The 24,068-nt window shown below is 39.4% G+C and carries 18 protein-coding genes; 6 read left to right on the top strand and 12 right to left on the bottom strand.

Features of this window, described 5'->3' with window-relative positions:
* Positions 1-26: 26 nt before the first annotated feature.
* The 10 genes from BTN98_RS12390 to BTN98_RS12435 form a co-directional block, all read right to left on the bottom strand.
* Positions 27-953, bottom strand: a complete 927-nt coding sequence (locus BTN98_RS12390; protein ID WP_060996887.1) for a glycosylasparaginase — start codon at positions 951-953, stop codon at positions 27-29.
* A 14-nt stretch (positions 954-967) separates the two neighbouring features.
* Complete coding sequence (locus tag BTN98_RS12395) at positions 968-2,362, bottom strand: M17 family metallopeptidase (RefSeq protein WP_060996888.1); 1,395 nt, start codon at positions 2,360-2,362, stop codon at positions 968-970.
* Positions 2,362-3,384 carry an ABC transporter permease gene (locus BTN98_RS12400; RefSeq protein WP_060996889.1) on the bottom strand — a complete coding sequence of 341 codons (1,023 nt, stop codon included), beginning with the start codon at positions 3,382-3,384 and terminating at the stop codon, positions 2,362-2,364. Before BTN98_RS12400 ends, BTN98_RS12395 begins: the two co-directional genes overlap by 1 nt.
* A 1-nt stretch (position 3,385) precedes the next feature.
* Positions 3,386-4,372, bottom strand: a complete 987-nt coding sequence (locus BTN98_RS12405; RefSeq protein ID WP_060996890.1) for an ABC transporter permease — start codon at positions 4,370-4,372, stop codon at positions 3,386-3,388.
* 140 nt (positions 4,373-4,512) lie between these two features.
* A complete protein-coding gene (locus BTN98_RS12410; protein WP_060996891.1) occupies positions 4,513-6,177 on the bottom strand; it encodes an ABC transporter substrate-binding protein in 1,665 nt (554 codons plus the stop codon).
* Positions 6,178-6,459: 282 nt separating this feature from the next.
* Positions 6,460-8,922 (bottom strand): beta-mannosidase, encoded by a 2,463-nt coding sequence (locus BTN98_RS12415; RefSeq protein ID WP_060996892.1) that lies wholly within the window; start codon positions 8,920-8,922, stop codon positions 6,460-6,462.
* Between the two features lie 255 nt (positions 8,923-9,177).
* Positions 9,178-10,020: a helix-turn-helix transcriptional regulator gene (locus BTN98_RS12420; RefSeq protein ID WP_060996893.1), complete on the bottom strand. Its 843-nt coding sequence runs from the start codon at positions 10,018-10,020 to the stop codon at positions 9,178-9,180.
* Positions 10,021-10,301: 281 nt separating this feature from the next.
* Positions 10,302-10,616 carry a PTS fructose-like transporter subunit IIB gene (locus BTN98_RS12425; RefSeq protein ID WP_060996894.1) on the bottom strand — a complete coding sequence of 105 codons (315 nt, stop codon included), beginning with the start codon at positions 10,614-10,616 and terminating at the stop codon, positions 10,302-10,304.
* A 61-nt stretch (positions 10,617-10,677) separates the two neighbouring features.
* A complete protein-coding gene (locus BTN98_RS12430; protein ID WP_060996895.1) occupies positions 10,678-11,736 on the bottom strand; it encodes a PTS fructose transporter subunit EIIC in 1,059 nt (352 codons plus the stop codon).
* Between the two features lie 324 nt (positions 11,737-12,060).
* Positions 12,061-12,840 carry an AraC family transcriptional regulator gene (locus BTN98_RS12435; RefSeq protein ID WP_060996896.1) on the bottom strand — a complete coding sequence of 260 codons (780 nt, stop codon included), beginning with the start codon at positions 12,838-12,840 and terminating at the stop codon, positions 12,061-12,063.
* Between the two features lie 310 nt (positions 12,841-13,150).
* Between BTN98_RS12435 and BTN98_RS12440 the strand changes: the two genes are divergently transcribed.
* From BTN98_RS12440 to BTN98_RS12450, 3 genes are all read left to right on the top strand, one after another.
* Positions 13,151-15,040, top strand: a complete 1,890-nt coding sequence (locus BTN98_RS12440) for an acyltransferase family protein (RefSeq protein ID WP_060996897.1) — start codon at positions 13,151-13,153, stop codon at positions 15,038-15,040.
* A 109-nt stretch (positions 15,041-15,149) separates the two neighbouring features.
* A complete protein-coding gene (locus BTN98_RS12445) occupies positions 15,150-15,710 on the top strand; it encodes a 3'-5' exonuclease (protein ID WP_060996898.1) in 561 nt (186 codons plus the stop codon).
* A gap of 246 nt (positions 15,711-15,956) precedes the next feature.
* On the top strand, positions 15,957-16,847 hold the full coding sequence (locus BTN98_RS12450; RefSeq protein WP_060996899.1) for a DMT family transporter: 891 nt from the start codon (positions 15,957-15,959) through the stop codon (positions 16,845-16,847).
* Positions 16,848-16,929: 82 nt separating this feature from the next.
* On the opposite strand, the gene BTN98_RS12455 is transcribed toward BTN98_RS12450, so the two are convergent.
* Both BTN98_RS12455 and BTN98_RS12460 read right to left on the bottom strand, forming a co-directional pair.
* On the bottom strand, positions 16,930-18,255 hold the full coding sequence (locus BTN98_RS12455; RefSeq protein ID WP_060996900.1) for an SLC5/6 family protein: 1,326 nt from the start codon (positions 18,253-18,255) through the stop codon (positions 16,930-16,932).
* Between the two features lie 528 nt (positions 18,256-18,783).
* Positions 18,784-20,082, bottom strand: a complete 1,299-nt coding sequence (locus BTN98_RS12460; protein WP_060996901.1) for an L-cysteine desulfidase family protein — start codon at positions 20,080-20,082, stop codon at positions 18,784-18,786.
* 495 nt (positions 20,083-20,577) lie between these two features.
* Between BTN98_RS12460 and BTN98_RS12465 the strand changes: the two genes are divergently transcribed.
* The 3 genes from BTN98_RS12465 (at position 20,578) to BTN98_RS12475 (ending at position 24,037) form a co-directional block, all read left to right on the top strand.
* A complete protein-coding gene (locus BTN98_RS12465) occupies positions 20,578-21,936 on the top strand; it encodes an NCS2 family permease (RefSeq protein WP_060996902.1) in 1,359 nt (452 codons plus the stop codon).
* 149 nt (positions 21,937-22,085) lie between these two features.
* Positions 22,086-23,171, top strand: a complete 1,086-nt coding sequence (locus BTN98_RS12470; protein ID WP_060996903.1) for a linear amide C-N hydrolase — start codon at positions 22,086-22,088, stop codon at positions 23,169-23,171.
* A 686-nt stretch (positions 23,172-23,857) separates the two neighbouring features.
* Positions 23,858-24,037: a hypothetical protein gene (locus BTN98_RS12475; RefSeq protein ID WP_060996904.1), complete on the top strand. Its 180-nt coding sequence runs from the start codon at positions 23,858-23,860 to the stop codon at positions 24,035-24,037.
* Positions 24,038-24,068 lie beyond the last annotated feature (31 nt).

The following is a 24,068-nucleotide window of genomic DNA, read 5'->3' on the forward strand; positions in this document are numbered from 1 at the left end:
GTTATTGATTTTGAAGAGCGCTATTATTATTTGGTCATGATAACTTCAGCTTGGCGTTCTTCAGGTTTATCCATTCCAGTCTGCCACAGCCAGTAAGTAATATTTCCTGGGCAATTTAAGCTCACGACTTTGTGATTACCGTGGCAATCTATCGCATGAATAGTAACACCTTCGGTATAGCCATCTTTGAGATAATCGAGATCACGAATCGCTTCATAGACGGCTTCATCTAACGTCATTCCCATCTTCATGTATAGTACGACCGCATGGGCTGTTGAACAGCGGATACTCATTTCTCCGGTGTGAGTACAAGCACACGCACCATAACGGCTATCAGCATACGATCCGGCACCAATAATTGGACTGTCACCTAACCGACCAGGGTATTTCCATGCCCAACCAGAAGTAGAGGTTGCTGCGGTAATTTTGCGGTTAATATCACTGCTTAAAAATACCGTCGTATCACGCACACGCTCGGGATCGGTCGCATTGTTAGACAGTGGGGCGAGTGGCACATTAGGAAATGCCGCTTGTTGCTCTGGTGTCATCGCTTGCTCAAGTTTTTCCCACCACACTTGCTTTGAATCTTCGATAAGGTTATTGCCTGCAACCGCATTAACTTCATTGGCAAAAATAGCCGCGCCTTCACCGACTAATATCTCATGATTGAGATCTGTCATGACTTTATAGGCGACTTCAATCGGATGGATGTAGCCTTTTAATGCGCCAACGGCACCTGTACGTAAACTATCACCATCCATTACTGAGGCGTCGAGCTCCATTTCACCGAGTACATTTGGCCAGCCACCGTAACCAACCGTCCGTACGCGTGGATCTAACTCAACCAACTTAATACCTTCAACTAATGCGCGTAAGCCTTCTTCACCTGCTTGTAGACGACGTGCTGATGCTTCAATGCCAGGGTAGGCTTCTGAATTTGCTAATAAGATCATGGTTAACTTCCTTGTTATTTATGCAACTGATCTTGCAAGATCAGCTGTTGGCAGAGTTCGGTTAATAACAGCGTACCGTAGCCTGTAGTAGCTTTGGCGTAAATTTTACGGTGAGTCATAAATGACATTGCTGCTGAATCAATATGGATCCACTTTTGATTGGGCTCGATAAAGTGCGATAAAAAGGTCGCTGCCACACATGGACTGCCATCAGGCTCTTCACTACCATGGCGAAGATCAGCAAAGTCGCTGTCTAACGCTGTGCTAAACATGTCACCACTAGGCATTGGCCATAATGGCTCTGAGCACGCTTGACCTGCTGCTTTTGCATGGGCAATCAAATCATCGTTATTCCCCATTAATGACGCAAAAGCTTTGCCAAGCGCAATCCCTGTACCACCGGTTAAGGTTGCAATATCAATTAAATAGTCAGGTTGATAGTGTTGCTGAGCATAATGAAGCACATCGGCTAATACCATTCGTCCTTCGGCATCAGTGCTAATGATTTCTACACTGGTTTTATTGAGCATGGTGACCACATCACCGGGTTTAATCGCTGTGCCTGATGGCATGTTTTCCACTAAGCCACACAATCCAATTACACGAATCGGTAATTGAAGTTGGGCGATAGCGTTTAATGCGCCAACAACGGCTGCCGCGCCGCCCATATCCACTTTCATGGTACTCATATAGCGCGGTTGTTTAATGCTAATACCACCAGAATCAAACGTGACCCCTTTGCCGACTAATGCCACTGTTAATTGAGGGTTTTGTGGATGATAATCAAGGCATAATAACCGTGCTTCGCGATCACTACCTTGAGCAATACTCATTAAGCCACCAAAGCCTTGTTCAAGCATCATTGCATCATCAAGGTAAGATAATTCAATATTGTTGATCGCTAATGCTTCTACAGCCTCGACAAAGGATTGTGGATAAATAACATTGCCTGGTTTGTTGATTAACTCACGGGCGATAAGCTGGCTCTGCGCCAGAATTCTACCGTTTTCAAATGCACTATTATCGTCGATAGTGGCGTTAAGTAACGTGAAATTTGCCATTGTTGGAGCTAAAATTGGGCTATTGCTATGGTGATAACGATAGGTAGATAATGCCAGTCCAAAAGATAACCATTTGAGCCACTGCTGGTGGCTATATTGGTTTGCAACAGTGTCATCAATGCACAGTTGTAACGTTGTTGCTTGAGTAAATGTGGTTGCGATTAAATAGCCAATATCTTGAATATCCGCCACGGTAAATGCCGCTTTGCTGATCTCAGCATTAAAATTACTTACATCTTGGTTGAGGGTTAATTGTTTATTATTCCTCGATGTAAGGTAAATGGTACGGGTTAATTGATCGCATTGTTGAGTGCGAGCAAAAGTAAGGGTTAATAAGCTGCTATTCATTATCTTGTTCCGCCATCAGTAACAGGGTGAGGCATTTCAGTTTGAGTGGCTATCAGGGTTTCATCACTACGTTGCTGCCAGCGGCGCATGCCTTTGTGTGAACGTAATTGTGGGTTGGCGATTTCATCAACGGCAAAGTTTAATAACGATAAACCGATAGCAATAAAAATTAATGCCAAACATGGAGCGAGAATTTCCCACCATGCACCAATTAGCATCGATGAAGAGGTCTGAACGTTATATAGCATTACCCCCCAACTAATAGCGTTCGGATCACCTAGACCAAGAAACGATAAACTGGCTTCGGTCATGATTGCCAACAGTACACAGCCAATAAAGCTGGCACCAACAATCGACATTAGGTTAGGCAAGATCTCTACCGCAATAATTCGCCAAGGTGACTCGCCTAACACTTCTGCCGCACGAATAAACTCTTTTTCACGCAAGGATAAGGTTTGAGATCGTACCACTCGCGCCCCCCATGCCCATGAGGTGATGGCGATAACAATCGCTATCGTAAATGGTCCGGCTTGACCAATAAACGCTGCAATAATAAACAGCAACGGTAATTGAGGGATCACCAGCATGATGTTCATTGCCGCGGTCAGGATTTCATCGACCTTGCCGCCAAAATAGCCAGCAGAAACACCAATTAAGGTTGCCAGAAAACACACTAAAACCCCGGCACCTAAACCAACCGCAAGCGATGTGCGTGCGCCGTAGATTAATTGTGACCATACATCACGTCCCATACGGGTTGTGCCAAGAATATGGTCGGCTTTTTTTGACATCAGTAGGGTACGTTTATTGGTGGCTAAGTTTTTCGCAATCCAACCATCAGGGTTATTTTGAGCCGCTTTTACCACAAATGCTGGGTATTCATGCGGGTTGCCAGTACCTCTGTCGGGTGCATGGTTAGTGATCATTGGCGCAAACAGAGCTGCTAATACAAACACTACTAAAATACATAGTCCTGTTAATGACTTAGGGTTTCGAATTAATAATTGAATAATGCCTTTCATGTTATCGATCTCCCTTACGTAGACGGGGGTCTAATAGCACAATTAATAGATCGGCCATAAAGTTAAAGAACAACATAAATAAGGTCATCAGTAATAATTGTCCTTGCAGTACCTGGTAGTCACGGGCATGAATCGCGTTTAGCAACACCGTTCCAAGACCTGGATAATTAAAGATCATTTCAACAATTAACTGACCACTGATAGCAGTACCTAAAGCCATTGATAATGCCGTGACACTTGGTAGCATCGCATTACGCGCGGCATAGTTAAAAATAACCCGATGCTCACTTAATCCTTTGGCTTTCGCCATGGTGATAAAGTCTTCGTTAAGCAGGTTGATCATGTTGTTACGCATGCTAATTAAAAAGCCGCCAATTTGGCTGACAGTGGCACATAGCAAAGGCAATGCGGCGTGATACATCACATCTTTATAAAATGCCCAACTAGACCAGTCAGGGGTGGTGCCTGAGGTATACGCATTGCCAATCGGAAACCACTCTAAGCCAATCGCAAAGGTGAACATCACTAGCATCGCAATCACCACCGAAGGAATAGATTGCACCACCAGTGTACTTGGCGAAATAAAGGTGTCGTAATAACTGCCACGACGCCAAGCGGCAAAAATGCCCATCACAGAACCTATACAAAATGATAAAACGACCGCTGTTCCGGTTAAAAATAATGACCAGCCAATCGCGCTCCCGAGGAGATCATTTACCGATAATGGATAGAATTTAATTGATGTTCCCCATTGGCCGGTAAATATATTGGCAAGATAAGAAAAATATTGCTCGTATAATGGGCCGTCAACAAAACCAAGCAATTTTTTCATTGCTTCAATACGTTCAGGGCTAACATGTGAGGTTGCATTGGCAAACATCATTGTCACAGGATCACCCGGCATTGCTCTGGGTAATATAAAGTTTAATGTTGCTGCAAATATTAGTGCGATAAAATAAAATGATAATCGCCGAAAGAAAAAGCCCATCGTATTTATTCCTAATTAAGATTTGTTAGAGACATAACAATTAAAATACTGCTGTTAAATAACAACAGAATTAATAAAGTCATGTATTCCTCGCCACTAAATAAATACCGTCATCACAAAGATGACGGCATTATTTGGTATTAGGCTTTTGGTTTTAAATCTAAGACGTGTAATAAACGCTCAGGTACACCAGCCCATGCTAATGGACGGCCTTTAGGGTTTTCTGTGCTCCACCAACCGGTAAAACGGCTTTCATTAAATTGGTAGACATCAACCCCTGACATCACAGGAATAGTGATTTGATTTTCAGCAATGATTTTTTGAATTTTATGCGCAATCACTTTTTGTTGATCTTGATTGGCTGTTTTATAGAAATTATCCAGTAATTGATCTAATTCTGCGTTTTTAAAAAAGTGCATTGCAAAGCGCGGCATGCTTGCACCTTCTTGATAACGTGAATGATAAGCACTGTTCCAATAACGGTATGGATCAGCACCGTTAAAGTAGTTGGTATAGGCCATATCATAAGTACCATTCGTCATCGCTTGGTTATAAACCGCAAAGTCAGAGGTTTTGGCTTTAACATCGATACCGGCCATTTGTAACTGTTCAACTCCAAGCTGAACGGTATTATTAAAATCAGTCCAACCTGTTGGCGATTGGATTGAAATTTCTATTTTTTTACCGGTTGGTGTTTCAACATAACCATCACCATCGATATCTTTAAAGCCTGCTTTAGCAAGTAATGCTTTGGCATTATCAATATTGAAAGTATTAAAGCCTTTGTATTGGTTATAAATATCTTGATCTGCCCAGAACTCTAAGCCTTTACCTAAGCCTGATGCATAATCATTAACGATGCCATTACCGTAAAAAGCGATATCAATGATTTTTTGACGATCAATCGCCATCGATAGCGCACGACGGAAATCAAGGGTATTAATCGCTTCGTTATTACCCGGATGCGGGGTTTTAAAGTTCATCATAAATGCTTGTGTACTTGCAGCCGGGTACCAATATTTATGATTAGGATTACGTGCAGCATACAGTGCATCAACGTCAGGAATAAAAGCACTAGTCCAGTCGAGCTCTGACTTGATGATTTTGTTTAACAGTTGATCGTTATTGGCTATTTGTGGCACTCGTAAACAATCGACTTCAAGATTATCGTTATCCCAGTAATTAGGGTTACGACACTGAACGTATAATTGTGGAGTAAAAGTGTCGATTTCAGTGAAAGGGCCTGAGCCAACAGGATTTTCATTGGTAAATAGTTCTGGTTTTTCAATATCTTTCCAAATGTGTTTTGGCACGATAGGAATGGTAGATATTTCAAAAGGAAGGTTTGAGTTCGCTTCAGTTAATTCGAAAATAACCTTGTTATCTTGTTGGCGAACGCTTTTGATCCAGCGATCCATACTTTTCGGATCAAGCTCTGGTTTGTCATGAATTAATTGGAATGAATACACCACATCATCAGCAGTAAATGGAGTGCCATCAGACCATTTTACACCGTCACGAATCTCAAACGTAACTTGCATTAGATCGTCTGACATGTAGTAATTCTTAGCTAATCGCATCACTGGTTTATTACCATGCATTTGGTTAAATACAACCAATGGCTCATAAATAAAGTCAGTTGTGGTACGTAAATTGGTTGCGAGGTAAGGGTTAAAGTTACGTATCATGGTGGGATAAAAATCAGCCACAATTGTTAGTTGATTTTTTTCAGCTGCAAAAGTTGTTGGGGCACATAATGCCGCCAATACTGCTAACGCGAGCGTATGCACTTTATTTATGATCATGAAGATTCCTTATTATAAATGTAGGGTATCAATTCCGTATAAGCATGATGAAAGTGGAGTGTTTGTATTAAGTACTATTATTTCTTTTTACGATAATTAACTTGAACATTGTCGCAAATGTTATTTTTTAATTTTATTATTTATTTAATCAAAGATGGGTCTCATTTTTATATTTAATGATCCAATGGGAATAAAAATAATAAATAACAGCTGTAACAAGATACGCATATAATAATATGCGTATAAGTATTATTTTAAATAGTGGTTAGCTTAATTTATAAATTAATAACTGCCACGAAGATGATATAAGGTTAAACTTTGTTTTAATGTCTCAAGGTTACATTCACCTTTATAATAAATTCGCTGTTTATAACCACTAATATGGCTTGGTAATAAGGTAAAGCTACTATCACTAAAGCGACCTTGGCATTCAAGTTGTGGTTCAACAAATAATGCTGGATAGTCGCAGTCTAACTCTAACCAAATGGCATCGTTATTTTGGTGCCATTCAATAGTGATTGCTGGCTGTTGCAATTGTGCGTGTTTAAATAAACATGGGTAATGGTCATTTTCAGTCACGCTACCATCGGCACAGGTTAAGCGTACGTGGTAAAAGACCTGTTTAGCTGCTATCGCTGTTAATTGTTGATCAGATTGCCACAAAATTTCACTACTATCAGGGGCTAACTGAGTATCCAGAGCCCAAGTTTCAAGTACATTGCCTTGCCAATCTACCTTGATCACCTTTCCGGTAATTGGCATTGATTGATGATGGTCATTAACTACATGTAAGCATAATGGCTGTTGGGGTTGCTGAATAAACGTTGCCATCACAGGCGCAAAGAAACGTTTTGCATGGTGGTGCAGTTGTTTCCAACGCCCAGTATATTCAATACTTGACCATGAACTCACCGGCCAACAATCATTAAGTTGCCAGTAGAGAATGCCACGACAATGTTGTTTATGTGCTCGCCAAAATTCAGACGCGGTTTTAATCGCTATTGCTTGTTGTACTTGGCTTAAATAGAGCATATTGGCAAAACCAACCGGAAAGCGGAAATAGCGGGTAAACATTTCAGTGATAATGCTATTACCGCGACCGTTCTTTTGATGTTGTTCAAACGTTGGTGAAGTAACGTTCCAATCTTCATCGTCAGCAAAGGTTTTTACCGTTGGCAAAGAAGGCCATGATTGATAACCAAACTCTGAACAAAAACGTGGTTTTACACTGTGATAAGCGTCAAATGATTTACCCGAGTGCCACACATCCCAAAAATGCATATCGCCACGGTTGTCATCGTGCCATGCATCACCAAAATCTAATTCACCATTGCACGGCGAGCTGGCCCAAAAACGGCGGCTAGGATCGTACTGTTCAACCACTTGTTGTAGCATACGATTTAACCGATCGTAGTTGACCACGTACTTTTCACGGTTGTGTTTAGATTCGTCATACCAGCCAATTGCGCCAATAACCTCGTTATCACCACACCACAAAGCGAGAGCGGGATGATCGGCTAAGCGTTTAACTTGGTCAACAATTTCTAATTCAACATCTGCGAGAAACTCCGGTGTCGATGGGTATAACGCGCAGGCAAACATCAGATCTTGCCACACTAATAACCCGAGCTCATCGCACAACTCATAAAAGATATCGTGCTCATACATGCCACCGCCCCAAACACGGATCATATTCATGTTGGCTGCGACCGCATCTTCTAATAGTTGTCGGTAACGTTCAGGTGTTTGGCGGCTAGGCAGGGCATCAAGAGGGATCCAATTGGCACCTTTCGCAGTAATTGGATTGCCGTTAACCACAAATGTCATTGCACTACCAATGGCATCGACTTGGGTATCTAAGGTTAATTCACGTAGACCGAGCTTCTTAGTGATAGTGTGGTTATTAAGGGTGACTGTTAATGGGTATAGCGGTTGGTCACCATAACCTGCTGGCCACCAACGCTGTGGTTCAGTAACCGTAACTGTAATAGTGATGGTTTGAGGTCCTTTAACTGCGGCATCAATAGCAATAGTGTGTATTTGCTTATCAAAGTTAATTTCAAGTATTTGCGTGGTTTGTTCAGCTAAGATGTCACAATCAATCGTTAATGTGACGTCACAATCACCATTCGCTAACCATGTTTGTTGGGTGCGTACATGTTGCAAACGAGTGCTATAAACAGGAGTAAGTGTTAGTGAGTTATAGACCCCCGTAGATAATAAACAAATACCCCAGTCCCAACCTGCATGACATTGGGTTTTACGAAGAGTATTCATGTGTGGGATCTGATTATTACCGACCGCCCATGGCACAGCAAAAGGTAATCTATCTGCGCGGCGTTGGGCTTCAATATCATTACGGGCCAATGCAATACTGATGTGATTAGTGCCCTGTTGTAGGTAGGGCAGAATATCGACCTGATAGCAGCGAAACATATTACTGCAGCTTAATACTTGGGTACCGTTAACGTAGATACTCGCCATGGTATCGACAAACGATAAATTCAAATCTACAGCAGTGGCATCAAGTAGATTGCTATCAGCCGTAAACTCGCGAGTAAGTAACCATTCACTTTCACCTACCCACTGAATTAAGGTTTCATTGCAGCCATAATAAGGCTGAGGTAATAACTCTGCGTTAATAAGAGCGGAGTGAATATCACCAGGTAAGGTGCACGTAGTATGAATATGAGAATGCTGAGGTGAAGTGAGCGTCCACTGACCATCTAATGAAATATGAGACACGTAACAATCCTTATTATTGTGTGAAAATGAAACGAGACGAAACACAATGAAATAGGAGTGTATTACGATATAAATTGAATTAGCAGTGGATTAAGCATGCAATCACTGGACTTTTGTATCAATTTGAATGAATTGTGACCGCCGTAGATCACTTTTGCCGTCTGTTGCTAGTGTTACAATTAACAATAATTACGGTTTGATATTGAGGTAATGCAAATAAAAAAAGCAGTAGCGAAACGACTGCTTTTTTGGGGCCTAATGAACGCGGTATTCGGTGGGCGTTTTACCCGTTTTGCGTTTAAATACACGACAAAAATAATTAGAATCATGATAACCACAGCGATTAGCCACTTCTTCTAAACGGAAGTTGTAGCGCTTTAACATAAACTTTGCCCGCTCTAATCGTACCCAAGCGATATAATCGGCAAAACGCATATGACCTTCTTGACGAAATAAACGTGATAAGTGATTTGGCGAAATATTAAATCGTTCTGCAACAGTATTACGGTTGATGTTGCGATGGAAATTTTCTTGAACGTAAATACAAATGCCTTTAAATAAATCTTGACTACGGCGCGTACAATCTGTGGTTGGCATTTCAAGCATATCTTTGCAGTAGCATAATAACGCCATTAACAAGAATTTATCGGCTGGTTGTTTTTTCTTTTCGTGAGTCAAGCTTGATAGCGCATTGAGAATATGATCAATCGCATGGCTGCTACGCTGCGGCACACTGTATTTTTGAACATCATAAAAACCATCTTCATTGGCTCGCTTACTAACAAGACTAAAACCAAGTTGGCTTTTACCAAATAATAAACTGAGTACCGAGCATTCATGCTGCCAATCAGGTTTGTTCCAAGCATTGGCTGGAATAAATAATGCTTCACCCACCCCAAGAGTAACATTGGTGGCATCAGGCTGCTGACTATCAAAGGTATTGGTGTAATGACCTTTAAAGACTAATTCTAAGCGAGGAAAGTTAACTTGATAGCTTGATTCTAGTGGTGGTAATGAGTCACCTGCAAACCAAATGTCATTTAAAGACTCAAAATCAGTAATGGCACTATCGAGTAAATCGATAAAAATATTATGCATCTCTTGCGTCTACTTATTGTTATTTTTCATGGACGTGGACTAATCAATCAATCTAGCTAACGTACCTTATGTGTGAATATGCGTATTATCACGTATCACGCCAGTTAACGCGATATAATGCTCTTGAATTTGTTATCTTGATGCCAGTTTATTTGGTTGAGAACGCGGTTATGCGCATTTTTAAGCTGTTATAGAAAAAGCCACCTTAAATAACGTGATCTAAGGTGGCTTTATGTTGCGGAAATCAAGACACTGCGATTAAACAGTGTCTTTTAGGGCGATTAAGCTTGTGCTAGATGCGCTTCAATTTTATCCATGATTTGCGGTGCTTTCTTTACTGCGTCAGCTACACCAACTCGAACAATCTTCTTACCAGCAAAACGCTCTTCATTTTTGATAGCGATATCTTTAGTTAGAATCACGATATCAGCGTCAGCAACTTCACTCATGGTGATTTCGTTTTCAATACCGATAGAACCTTGGGTCTCAACTTTAACATCCCAACCTTTTGCTTTTGCAGCAACTTCTAATGCTTCTGCTGCCATGTACGTATGTGCAACACCAGATGGGCAAGATGTGATAGCTAATACTTTCATGTGAATCTCCAAATTTGTTATTTAATGCGTTTAACGCGGTTGATAAATGAATGCGATGTTATTAATCAAAACTTAGGTCAAGGTCGTCAGAAGCTGCTGTTGGTGCTTGTTCTTCTTGGCGATCTGCAATCGGCTTTTTAAGGAAGTTAACCATTAAGGCTGTTGTTACTGAGCCTGCAATGATAGCCACTACATAGAAGATACGGCCATCAACAACGGGTAGTACAATCAGACCGCCCCATGGTGCATGGTTTAGAACACCAAATAAGAAGGCTGTTACGTTACCAACGATACCACCAACTACGATTGAAGGGATTACACGTACTGGATCTGCGGCTGCGAATGGGATTGCGCCTTCCGTGATACCAATACAGCCCATGATACCTGCCGCTTTACCTGCTTCACGCTCTTCATCAGAGTAACGCTTAGGTGATAGAAGCGTAGCAAGGAACATACCTAGAGGTGGCACACAGATAGCAACACCGACACCACCCATTAACCATGGTTGAGTACCGACTTGTGTTTGAGCAAATAGAGTAGCAACTTTGTTGATTGGACCACCCATATCAAAGGCTGTCATACCACCAAGAATCACACCAAGGAATGCTTTAGATGTACCCGCCATGCCTTGTAGCCAAGCGTTCATGCCTTCCATTGCCATTGCAATCGGTGCACCGATAACCCAGATAACTAGACCTGAAACAATGAACGTACCACCAATAGGAAGAATGAAATAAGTTGAGATGGCTTTGAGTTTGTTTGATAGCGGAATACGTTTTAGTTGTAGAACCACGTAACCTGCAATGAAACCAACTATGATAGCGCCAATGAAGCCGGCGTTAACTTGGTTTGCAAGGTAAGCGCCAATCATGCCCGGAGCAAGCGCTGGACGGTCAGCGATAGAGTAAGCAATATAGCCACCTAGCACTGGTACGAATAGAGTGAAACCTGCAATGCCCATGTCCCATAAACCTTCAAGGAAAACACCTTGAGGGACCGCACCTTTACCACCTAGCATTACTGACAGGGCAAGTAATACACCACCAGCAACAACGAACGGTAACATGTGACTGGTACCTGTTAAAAGGTGCCGTTTTAATTGCGACAATTGGTTTTTCATAAGAATCACTCCATTTCGTTATGAAACATTGGCCACGGATAAGGACAACAACATAACAGGTTTAAGATGGCGGAAAGCCGTTTTGTTGGAGTCATTATGGGCGGCTAAAGCAATTATCGGTATGGGATAAAGGGTGCATTTGCTGGACATTTGTAACCAGCCAAATGAGTTGTGATTTAACTCTCAGGTTTGAGGTGGTGAGAAAGAGATCTAGCGCACAGAACATGCGCTAATGGTGTTTATTTTTAATTGCAGCAATAAAAATAGTGAATTATACGGTTAGATATCGGTGTGATTTCTATCACCGTTAGTCGAGAAGGTGGACTAATCTAACCGCAAACGGTATTGGTCAGGAGTAGCACCTGCGTATTTTTTAAATAAGGTAATAAACGGTGAGGCCTGATGATAGCCTAATGTTAATGCGGTTTCGTTAACTGACATGCCTTGGCGTAATAGATGTAATGAATAAATAAACTTACGCCGCTGTCGCCACTCAGTAAAACTGATGCCTAATTTATTTTTATAATGACGAGCTAAGGTACGCTCTGTGGTATGTAGCTGCTGGGCCCATTGTGCTAATGAGAGGTTGTTAATTGGATTATGTTCTAATTCAATTAAAATCGGCTGTAGTAATTTATCTTCGCTGGTGGGTAAAAACTGGTCATGTTGTTCGCACAATAATAGTTGATCAAATAACACCGTCACCAAATGCTTATCTTGTTCGGTCGTCGCGACCATGATTTGACGTTGACGAAGATCTTCAATAATTGCGGTCATAATTGCGCTTACTTCTAATAAACAAGGATAAACAGGCAGTTTATCGGATAGCGGTGGGCAAATATTCATTGAACAGTAATTAAGACTACGTCGAATATAGCTTTTATGTTCCATCATTGGCGGCATCCACAATGCGTAACGTGGAGGAGCTAAAAAACGTTTATTTGGCGTACTCAATTCAATAATACCATTGCTTACTAGGTGTAATTGTCCCCAGTAATGGTTATGGCTAAGAGTACTCGTATCTGGCTCAAACACTTCATGAACAAAAAAGATATCATTTGGTGGATTATTATTATCAATAATTGGGTTGTAAATTGTCGCCATTATTCGATCCAAACACTATAGCCAATTTATAAGTATATCAGCCATTCAGAACCGGATAAAAGTAGCAATTTCGCTAAAGCATTTCTTCCTTTGTCGCCAGTATAAATTAAATACACCAATCTAATTTTAATAAATGATAAATATCATAAATAATAATATTAAATTAACTATTTATAGATAATTCTTATCACGAATAATTAAATGTCAATAAATGCTATTATTGTTTTTTTATGACATAAGTACTGAGATTATCGTTTATTTTCGAATGTTTTTTATTTGCCCCTAAAGATGTGATCTATATAGGAATGTTATGAAATTTAGAACTGATATTAATGGCTTACGTGCTGTAGCTGTTATTGCCGTGGTATTGTTCCATTTTAATCCAGTTTGGATTCGTATTCCTGGTGGTTTTTCTGGGGTGGATGTTTTTTTTGTTATCTCTGGTTTTTTAATGACCAGTATTATATTTAGAGGATTAGCAAATAATAAATTCTCTATTCTTAAATTTTATATCGCTCGTGCTAATCGTATTATTCCGCCATTGATGGCAATGTGCAGTGTATTATTAATTCTAGGTTGGTTTTACTTAACTCCTGTCGATTATCGAATTTTAGGTAAGCATATAGCGGGTAGTAGTGGCTTTATCTCTAATATTTTTTATTTTAAAGAATCTGGTTATTTTGATGCTGGATCACATGAAAAATGGCTATTACATACATGGTCGCTGTCTGTTGAATGGCAGTTCTATATTATCTACCCTATAGTATTAGTGATTCTTAATAAAATCTTCAAATTAACAACGATTAAAAAAATACTGTTAGTGATTACTGGCTGTGGCTTTCTGTTTAATATTTATGTTAGTCATCAAAACCCAACTTATGCTTATTTTCTGCTTCCTGTTCGTGGATGGGAAATGATGTTAGGTGGATTGGTGTATCTATATCCAGTCCAACTTAATGAAAAAAATAAAAAATATTGTCAGTGGCTTGGTGTTCTATTAATTATCGCCGCTTATAGTACCATGAGCGAAAAAGACATGTGGCCGGGGTATTTAGCATTAATGCCTGTTGAAGGTGCATTTTTGATCATTTTAGCAAATCGACAGCAAGGCTTTTTTAATAACGTTATTCTACAGCGCATAGGCTTATGGTCATATTCAATTTATTTATGGCATTGGCCGCTGGTGGTGATAGGTTATTACTTGTCTATTCCATATTTTGAATTTATTGGTATTCCGCTATCGGTATTATTAGGGGCTTTAAGTTACCGTTATATTGAAAATCGTAAAATTGCTGCTCAATCGGCATCAATACCTCGCCAATTAATAACCTCACTTCCTGTTTGGTTAATTATTGTTGTTGGTGGGCTTGCTGCGGTGGTATTTAAAAATAATGGCTTTGCCGTTGATAGATTTCCTGCGAGTGTTAATAATATCGTCAAAGATATTAAGCCAACACCAAATCGTATTAATTGCCATGTTTATGATTATCAAGATCCTGCTAAAGCGTGTGAATATTATGGTAAAAATATCGATTGGGCTGTATTGGGCGATAGCCATGCGATCAGCATTAGTTATGCTTTAGCTAATCGCTTAAAAGCAACAGATCAAGGGTTAAAACATTTTAGTTTTGCTGGTTGTATTCCATCTTATGGTCAAAAGAATAATTTCAGTCATTGCTCTCGATGGTATAACGAAGCGGCTAATTATATTCTGCAAGATAAACAGATTCAAAATGTGGTGTTGATTAATCGATATTCGTCAGGGCTATATGGTGAAAATGAAGGTGTTTATCCACGGTTATCACATCAAAAGACAGCGCAATATGCTGATATTCTAACGTCATTTGATAAGTTGGTTTTACAATTAGCAAAAACCAAAAAAAATGTTTATGTGATAGAGCCTTTACCTGAAATGGGACGTAGTATTAGTAAGTTATTTTATGAACATTATTGGGTAGGTAAGCCTGTTAAAAATATCGTCTCAATGTCTAAGTCTTATTATAACCAGCGCAATCACGATATTTTACGTCATTTTAAGCAAGCTAAATATCCAGCGAATGTTCATTTGATCAATACCCAGCAAGCGTTTTGCGATAACCGTTATTGCTATGCGGTGCGAGACTCACAGCCTTTGTATCATGATGCGCATCACGCCTCGCAACAAGGAGCTGAGAAAGTTGTGTCGCAGATTGTCATTTAGTTTTGTTGTTTATAAAAGAGCAACAATAATCTGCCGTGGAAGGATGAACCCATGGTGACAAAATGGTATTATCTGCGCCCATTTTACGCCGTGACTCTTGGATAACTTAATGAATTTTGATCGTATTGTCTGTTTTGACCTCGAAATGTGCTGCTGGAATGATGGCCGTACATCGCGAACTGGTGAAATCATCGAAATTGGAGTAGCGGAGCTGGATTTAAATACAGGACGTATTGTGCGACGTGCTCAGCATTATGTACGACCTGAACATGATGAAATTTCGCCGTTTTGCAGCGAATTAACCGGAATTAAGCCTGATTTGATTGAAAAAAATGGTAAGCCATTGGCAACTATTTTACGTTCGATTGAACAAAAATTTGGTGGCCGCCATAAAATTTATGCGGCTTGGGGCCATGATGATCGTATTTTACACAAAGAGTGTGTAGCCAAAGAGTTAAAAATGCCGTTTCGTGAATATTTAAATTTAGCGACATTATTTAAATTACAGCGCCATGTCACTAATAAGCGTTTAGGGCAACGAGCGGCAATGGAAATTGCTGGGGTGGAATGGGAAGGGCGTCAGCACTCAGGTTATGTTGATGCTTATAACCTGGCTCGATTAGCAGCGACGATGTTTTGTGAAAAAGAGCCACTAACTGACGATAAATAATGATAGCCTGATACATATTCGCTTTACTTTGAAGCCCTAAATTTCTCATTCTGATATAGACAGTGAGAAATTTAGGGTTTTGTTATTTGAATCGTCGCTAACCATTTAGCCAAGTCACATAAATGTCCGACTAAGCATTTTCTATGTCCGATTGCGAATATATGTTTCCCATAGGAAATGACAAAATAGTGTTGTTATCTATTTCAATGTCCTTTATTGAAATGACTGTTTTATCTAAGGCCGACAATGTTCTATTTATTACCTTTTTTTACTGTTGCAATTTGGGCAGGGAATGCCATTGTCAATAAGATGGCATTTAGTGTCATTGATCCTGGGGCGATTTCTTTTTATCGCTGGTTTTTTGCTTTAGTTGCGTTAACCCCTTTTTTAGCTAAGTCTGTGTGGCGCGAACGAGCTGTTATTAAACCTTACCTCACCAAGTTAGCTTTTTTAGGCTTGCTAGGTATGGTGCTTAACCAATCATTAGGCTATTTTGCTGCTGCAACCACCAGTGCGACCAATATTGCATTGATTATTTCATTTGTACCCTTGGTGAGTATGTTCTTAAGTGTGCCATTATTAGGCCAACGCTTATCTGCTTTTGCTCTAGTTGGTGCGGTTCTATCATTAAGTGGTTTGGTATTAATGCTCAGCCATGGCCACATTAGTAACTTGGTGAGCCAAGGGATTAAACAGGGTGATGGCTTAATGCTGATAGCCGCTGTTGTGTATGCATTATATTGTGTGTTACTTAAACGCTGGAAAATGCCGATCTCAAACTGGCACTCGGTGTATGTGCAGTGTCTCTTTGCTGTAGCTATGTTAACGCCATTATTGTTAACCAGTCATCGTATGGCGATTACTGCCGCAGCAGCGCCGCTAATCATGTATGCTGCATTATTAGCGTCAGTATTAGCGCCATGGTTATGGATGCAAAGTATTGAACGCTTAGGTGCAGATAGAACAGCAATGTTCATGAATTTGTTGCCCATTATGGCTGCTGGTATTGCGAGTGTGATGCTAGGTGAGCAGTTACATAGCTACCATTATATTGGTGGTCTTATGGTATTAACTGGGGTTGGAATGGCACAAAAACGTGTGAAAGCGAAGAAACAAGTTGATGCTGTTACTGCCTAATATAGGCCTATTTTATACTCAAAAAGAACGCCGCAATCATCATGATTGCGGCGTTTTTTTTGCTATTAAATGATGTGAATACTTAAATAAAAGCTAACAAGGGTGAAATACATAATAAAACACCAGTGGCAATAATTAGGTTGGTTGCTGTACCTTTATATTTATGTAAGCTCGGCACTTGATAGACTAAATATGCCGGAATTAAGCAGCCCACAATACCAAAGATAGGCGAACAAATAGATGTAAAGGAGAGGATGGGTAAATTTAAAGCAACTGCGCCCCATGCAATTAGAATAATAAAAGCAGTAATAAACTTATCAACCAGCTTGGTGTTAATTTTGTGTACTTCAAATTTACGTTCTAATAAGTTCATCATAAGACCGCGGCAAGCTTCTTTAAAGGCGAGGAATACGCCAAAAAAGGACGTAACAACCGCAAAGATATTAATTATTATGCCAACAATTGTTGCCCAGCTACCAGGGAGGTAATGTGCAATCATTGCCAGTGCTGAAATATTTAATTCCATCGCATGCTTGGCTGCAGTTTGATTTATCGCGAAAGTAAATGATACGGCAAAGAAAAACACAACAACAAATAAAATAGTAAACGCAATTTTCATTGCACGAGTAGCTTTATAACGTGCGACTTCAATCGATTTTTCATGTGAGCGGTAAGAGATAACCATCGGGCTCAATGATTGAATGAACAGAATCGATGTAAGGGTAAATGGCAATGTAATAATCGCATTTTTAAGCATTAATCCCCAGTCTTGAACCGGTGTGATATTAGCAAAACTCCAGTGAGGAACTAATAACAAGCTCATCACTGCAACTAACAGCAATACCGTGACAGCCATAAACCCTGATATCTTAAATAAGAACTTTTCACTTTTAGAACCGATATAACTTAATAAGCTAATCAGGGCTAAGCCATAAAAGACGTTATGGTTAAGATGGGTTTTAGTTATGCCAAATGAGTGTAAGTAAGAGGCACTATCATTGGTAACGGTTAATGAATAGACCAGCACCCAGATCACTAACATGAAAAAATATAGGATCCCAAGTCCAATGCCCCAGTTTTTTCCGAGGTAGCCTGAAATGACACCTGGATAGTCAGTACATTTTTTCGATTCTGCTAATGTATTAATGAATAATTTTTGGAATAAATACATGGCCGGATAACCAATCACTGCTGACAGTAAAAATACCCATAACCCCATTACACCCACTTGTACGGGTAAGAATACAATACCAGCACCAACCGCCATACCAATGCTCATCACTATCCAGCCGATGTCGACATTGTCAAATTTGATCGCTTGTCGCCATTGTTGTTGGGTCATATTCGCTTGTACATGCAGCGGTGTGTTAGTCGCTGCTGCTGGAGATATATTGACTGTTTGACTCATATTAATTTCAGCCTGAATAGTTAACCAAATCACAGTGTTTGGATTATTATTTTTGCGGCAAATGCTGGCTTTTTTGCGTCTGATTAGAAATATAAAGCAGTCAAACTATAACCAAATAGCAGCAGAATGAGTATTGATTGCTCATGAAATGCACTTTAAGTTTATGTTTTTAATATTTTAGATCCACATATCAAAACCAATCATAATATGTAAATGCATAAGATGGTGTAATATAAAAAGCAGAATTGTGCGATTTTATTAGGTCAGATGGTGGTTATTTCTAATAGCATTTGTGTTGTTTATGACTGGATTATTGCGCTAATAAAGTATTTCATAAATAACTAGAAGTGATTAGATATAACAAAAAGGAATATTAAGATAGGGGGAAATGCGGTTTTTACTGTTTTTTGCTGATAACTGTACAAATAGGGCAATATAATCCTCTAGATAAAGTTAAAAAAGCAAATCAGTTATCTTACTTTATATGTATATCTAGAGAAGTTATCTACTGTATTAGTGAATGTATGGTTATTTATTAATCATAATATCAAGGATCTGCACGTCGGTCTGTGTCATTGAACCATTGGCTAGCATTGATAAATTACGAATAGTACTGTTGACATCGTGAGCAACAATACCTTCATTGCCCGTAACGCCAATGCCATCTAAAGCCATTAATGCTGATTTTACAGCTGAGCCAGCTGATGATGATACTTTCATTGCACAACTGGTTTTGGCACCATCACAGATCATACCTGCAATATCACCAATCATACTGTTAATCGCTATGCTAATTTGCTTGATATCACCACCGAGTAACCATGTCATACCCGCCACAGCACCCATTGATGCAGTTGTTGCGCCACATAATGCTGATAATTTATTTTGATAGCTTTTAATGTAAATAGCCATTAAATGCGACAACATTAATGCACGAATAAGTTGTTCATCATCGGCATTGATAAATTCAGCCACCACTACAACAGGCATGGTTGCAGCGATCCCTTGGTTGCCAGAGCCTGAATTACTCATGGCTGGTTTCATCGCGCCGCCCATACGCGCATCGGAAGCTGCGGCAGTACGAAGTAATACATCGGTTAATAGGCCACTGGCAAGTAAACCGCGCTCCATACTACGTTTAAATGTCGCGCCAACTTGGAGACCATAATTGCCTTCTAAGCCTTCAATTGAAAGGTCGTTGTTAAGTTGATAAGCCTGTTTAATAAACGCAATATCAGCTAACGGTGCCTGGGTTGCAAAATCAAAAATATCTTGTGCAGAGGCATCTGTAAAAGGATTACTTGTAATAGATTTTGTTGTTGATGTAGGTTGTGGATCGGCAATATAAGTTGTTATCCCATCTTCTTCAATGGCTAATACATGGGTATGGCTATTTGCAATGGTCACGCTAGCAGAACGATCGGCACTAAAGATGGTGACTTTGGAATAAAGAATGTTACTCACATTAGCAACGCTAACAGTCACCATTTTTTGATCTAACATGTTTTTTGCGATAGCAACATCATTAGCGGTAAGGTTTTTAAGCACTTCTAATTGTGCATTGCTATCACCAGCTACAGCACCAGCAGCGGCTGCAATTTCAAGTCCAACCATACCAGTACCAGGAACGGTTACTCCCATACCATTTTTCATTAAATTGGCTGAAACCTGCACATTAATCGCAGTAATATTCTGATAATTTATATTAAGTTTATTCACAGCTATTGCTGCGGCGAGTGCAACAGATACAGGTTCAGTACAACCTAATGCAGGAACAACATCGCGTTTTACAACATCAATAAATGTCGGCCAAAATGTGTGTTTCATTGCAATCACCTAACGATTTATATAAAAATCAAAAATTACGAATTTAAAGCAAATTTAAATATTTGCTATCTCAATATGTAGCTAACATTACATGTTAGTTATTGATTTCGAGTATACATTTAGTCGAATAGAAAAAAATCGTATATTACATACTTGCACTTATATTTTTTAGAATACTTTTCTACTTAAATATTAAATGGTGAAATAATGTTATACACATCACGCTTTTGTTGGGAGTATTTTTTATTGGTGGTGAGGTTCGTTTTTATGGTGATGATAACAATATTATTGTTAATTAGACTTGAATATTAGTTTATAGTGGCAGGGTGAGTGACTTTCTAGGTATCATTGTCAGGTAAAGGATGATCTAAAGGCTGAGGTGTAATAATACCAGCCTTTTATTTTCTCTAAAAAAGTAAACGTTTGCGTTGGCGGTAAATGAGGATTAGCTGCCAATGATAGCAGATTAAAATCAGACAATTATAGGAAGACATCATGTCTGTTGACAGTACACATAACACTCCAAATGAATCAATACGTGGTTTAGACCGTTACTTTCAAATATCAGAACGTGGTAGCAGCGTTAAACAAGAAATTATCGCAGGGTTAACCACTTTTTTAGCCATGGTTTATTCGGTGATTGTGGTACCAAGTATGCTGGGCGCGGCAGGGTTTGATCAAAGTGCAGTATTTATTGCGACCTGTTTAGTGGCGGCTTTTGGTTCATTGTTGATGGGGCTATGGGCGCGTCTGCCAATGGCTATTGGTTGTGCGATATCATTAACGGCTTTTACTGCATTTAGTTTAGTGCTTGGACAAGGAGTAAGTATTCCGGTTGCATTAGGTGCAGTGTTTTTGATGGGAGTTGTGTTTACTTTTATTACGGTTACCGGTATTCGTGGTTGGATCATGAGAAACATGCCAACCGGTATTGCACACGGCACAGGTATCGGTATTGGTCTGTTTTTATTGTTAATTGCCGCTAATGGTGTCGGTCTGGTTATTAAAAATCCACAAGCTGGTTTGCCGGTTGCTTTTGGTGATTTTGTGTCACTACCAGTGATTATGTCATTGGTGGGTTTAGCCGCTATTCTTGGACTTGAAAAGCGTCGTGTGCCTGGTGGTATTTTACTGGTGATTATTGCGATTTCGGTGTTTGGATTGATTTTTGATCCCAATGTGAAATATCACGGTTTATTTGCGTTGCCAACATTTGGTGGTGACGGTTCGTTATTAGGCTCTCTTGATATTATGGGCGCGCTTAATCCAGTTATTTTACCGACAGTATTAGCGTTAGTGATGACGGCTATTTTTGATGCAACGGGTACAATTCGTGCTGTTGCTGGCCAAGCTAATTTATTGACTGATCGTGGTAATATTATTAGTGGTGGTAAAGCATTAACTGCTGATTCTGTGAGTAGTATTTTTGCCGGTTTTGTCGGTGGCTCACCTGCTGCGGTTTATATTGAATCAGCAGCGGGTACGGCAGCTGGCGGTAAAACCGGTTTGACAGCGACGACGGTGGGGCTGTTATTTGTGCTGATGTTGTTTTTAGCACCGGTAAGTTATTTAGTGCCTTCTTATGCGACTGCACCTGCATTAATGTATGTCGGTTTATTAATGCTTAGCAATGTCAGTAAGCTGGATATGAACGACTCTGTTGATGCGCTATCAGGGTTGTTATGTGCCGTTTTCATCGTTCTTACGGGTAATATTGTTACAGGTATAATGCTTGGCTTTGTAAGTTTAGTGATTGGGCGTGTAGTATCAGGTGATTTTAAACGCCTCAATATAGGCACTGTTATTATTGCGATAGCACTTGTGGTCTTTTATGCTGGCGGCTGGGCTATTTAAATACCTACTGTTCAGTATTGATAATTAACCTGCGATCTTTCGCGGGTTTTTTTGTATCTAAAATTCTACATTGGTGTTTTTTTTATCAATATTCAAGCGTAAACTTTTGGTATATATATTTTTTATTATAAATATTGGAAGGGTTATTTATGAAAAAAACCTTATTAGCGTTGGTTGTTGCTATTGGATTTAGTCAAGCTGCCAATGCCTGTACTGGAATCACATTAGCAACTACGGGTAATGATCATATTCAAGCACGTACCATTGAATGGGGACACAGTAATCTCAACAGTAAATTAATTATTGCGCCACGTGATTATTCTTATACCTCAACCATGCCGGATCAGAAATCAGGACTAACGTGGAAGAGTAAGTATGGTTTTGCTGGCATATCTGTTAGTGATGATAAGTTCATTGCTGAAGGGATCAATGAAAAGGGCTTAACGGCAGGGTTATTTTATTTTCGTGGTTACGGCTCACTAGCAACTTATGATCCAAAAGATACCGCCAATAATATTACTGATATGGACTTTGTGCGTTGGATGTTAAGCCAATACTCAACAGTTGCTGAAGTTGAAGCGGCTTTGAATAAAATAAAGATCGTGACTGTTTATTTTGATGAAAAAGGCCAGCCATCACCTACAGCACATTGGCGAGTATCTGATAAGCAGGGCAATAGTATTGTGATTGAAATTATGGATCACGGTAAGATTAATATTCACAAAAATACTGCTAAAGTGCTAACTAACTCACCTGATTATAATTGGCAAGTGACCAATCTTAATAACTATATCAATTTACATCCTGGTATTAGTAAACCACAGCAGATTAATGGAGTAGAAGCGCAGTCTTTTGGCGTTGGTTCTAATTTTGTAGGTTTACCTGGTGATATTTCACCACCGTCACGGTTTGTTCGTGCCGCATTTTATGTTAATAGCGCACCAATTTTAAAAACAGCACAGCAGGCAGTATCACAAGCATTTCATATTCTAAATAATTTTGATATTCCAATTGGAAGTGAGTTTAACGATAAAACCCATATTCCCGATCTACCAAGTGCGACTCAGTGGACATCAGTTATTGATCAGAATAATGGCGAGTTGTACTACAAAACAATGTACAACAGCACTATCCGCCGAGTTGACTTAGCAACACTCAACTTCAATGCTAAACAAGAACATATTCAAGCGTTAGATAATGGAAAATTTAGCTATCAGAATGTGTCTGTTAAATAACGAAAAGCCAGCATAATAAAATGAACAGACCCTCATTGGTTGAAGATCAATAAGTGAGAGTCTGTTTACACGCTAGCTTTTTTGCGATTAAGCGGGTTGTACTTTTGATTCAGGCGGCGCTTTATGAATTTTTAGATAAACAGCAATACCAGCAACAGTTATTCCTGCAAAAATCCCCACTTTTTATTGCAACTTATCTATCTTAGAGATGATGTACTGCGACGGATAAATAGCCATAGTTTATATAAAGTTTTTAGGGATAATAATGAAATATAGTGGTGATTAATTCACCTAGTTAGACAGTTTTGATGTGTTGAAGTGATCAAAAATGAAAACTTGCTTTTCGAGATCTACCTTTTGTCTTATTTTATTAATTAAATTTGAAAAAACCGAAATATAGACAAAATAGCAAAATACTGTCATTTAATTGCTTAAAAGAGACGCTTGTATTTAATTTTGTTTAAAAACAATACGTTGGCGTTTGGCTATGATGTGGACGTCGTGATCTTAATATGAGAAAGGGGCTTTAATAAGCATTTTTAATGATAGTGATTTTTAATTCACTCTATTTGTGTATCTAACGTTGCAATTTACGTAGGATGACAATTAATTTAATGCTGGTAGATTCGATTGCAAGGCAAATGAGCTTATGTTTTTGCCATTATTAATTAATGCAGGGGTTTATTATGAAAGTAGTTATTGAAATTTTAGAATCAGGTACATACCGAGATCAAGCATGGGAAGGTACTTTTTTATCAACGAAAGGCGAGCTACGTGCAGTTACACCTTCTTATGCAGCACAATTGATTGGTGAAGCAAAAGCTGCGCTTTCTTTAGATGAACAAGGGGAAATAAGGTTTGCATAATTACCTATACGGTACCAATGATTAAAAATGG

The sequence above is a fragment of the Photobacterium aquimaris genome, assembly GCF_002954455.1.
In the GTDB taxonomy this organism is placed as follows: Bacteria; Pseudomonadota; Gammaproteobacteria; order Enterobacterales; family Vibrionaceae; genus Photobacterium; species Photobacterium aquimaris.

Excerpts from the sequence above, each read along its gene's own strand:
- BTN98_RS12445 (WP_060996898.1), top strand. The coding sequence starts at position 15,150 with ATGAATTTTGATCGTATTGTCTGTTTTGACCTCGAAATGTGCTGCTGG.
- BTN98_RS12455 (WP_060996900.1), bottom strand. The coding sequence starts at position 18,255 with ATGAGTCAAACAGTCAATATATCTCCAGCAGCAGCGACTAACACACCG.
- BTN98_RS12475 (WP_060996904.1), top strand. The coding sequence starts at position 23,858 with ATGAAAGTAGTTATTGAAATTTTAGAATCAGGTACATACCGAGATCAA.
- BTN98_RS12400 (WP_060996889.1), bottom strand. The coding sequence starts at position 3,384 with ATGAAAGGCATTATTCAATTATTAATTCGAAACCCTAAGTCATTAACA.
- BTN98_RS12420 (WP_060996893.1), bottom strand. The coding sequence starts at position 10,020 with ATGCATAATATTTTTATCGATTTACTCGATAGTGCCATTACTGATTTT.
- BTN98_RS12465 (WP_060996902.1), top strand. The coding sequence starts at position 20,578 with ATGTCTGTTGACAGTACACATAACACTCCAAATGAATCAATACGTGGT.
- BTN98_RS12430 (WP_060996895.1), bottom strand. The coding sequence starts at position 11,736 with ATGAAAAACCAATTGTCGCAATTAAAACGGCACCTTTTAACAGGTACC.
- BTN98_RS12450 (WP_060996899.1), top strand. The coding sequence starts at position 15,957 with ATGTTCTATTTATTACCTTTTTTTACTGTTGCAATTTGGGCAGGGAAT.
- BTN98_RS12460 (WP_060996901.1), bottom strand. The coding sequence starts at position 20,082 with ATGAAACACACATTTTGGCCGACATTTATTGATGTTGTAAAACGCGAT.
- BTN98_RS12425 (WP_060996894.1), bottom strand. The coding sequence starts at position 10,616 with ATGAAAGTATTAGCTATCACATCTTGCCCATCTGGTGTTGCACATACG.
- BTN98_RS12390 (WP_060996887.1), bottom strand. The coding sequence starts at position 953 with ATGATCTTATTAGCAAATTCAGAAGCCTACCCTGGCATTGAAGCATCA.
- BTN98_RS12410 (WP_060996891.1), bottom strand. The coding sequence starts at position 6,177 with ATGATCATAAATAAAGTGCATACGCTCGCGTTAGCAGTATTGGCGGCA.
- BTN98_RS12440 (WP_060996897.1), top strand. The coding sequence starts at position 13,151 with ATGAAATTTAGAACTGATATTAATGGCTTACGTGCTGTAGCTGTTATT.
- BTN98_RS12435 (WP_060996896.1), bottom strand. The coding sequence starts at position 12,840 with ATGGCGACAATTTACAACCCAATTATTGATAATAATAATCCACCAAAT.
- BTN98_RS12395 (WP_060996888.1), bottom strand. The coding sequence starts at position 2,362 with ATGAATAGCAGCTTATTAACCCTTACTTTTGCTCGCACTCAACAATGC.
- BTN98_RS12470 (WP_060996903.1), top strand. The coding sequence starts at position 22,086 with ATGAAAAAAACCTTATTAGCGTTGGTTGTTGCTATTGGATTTAGTCAA.
- BTN98_RS12405 (WP_060996890.1), bottom strand. The coding sequence starts at position 4,372 with ATGGGCTTTTTCTTTCGGCGATTATCATTTTATTTTATCGCACTAATA.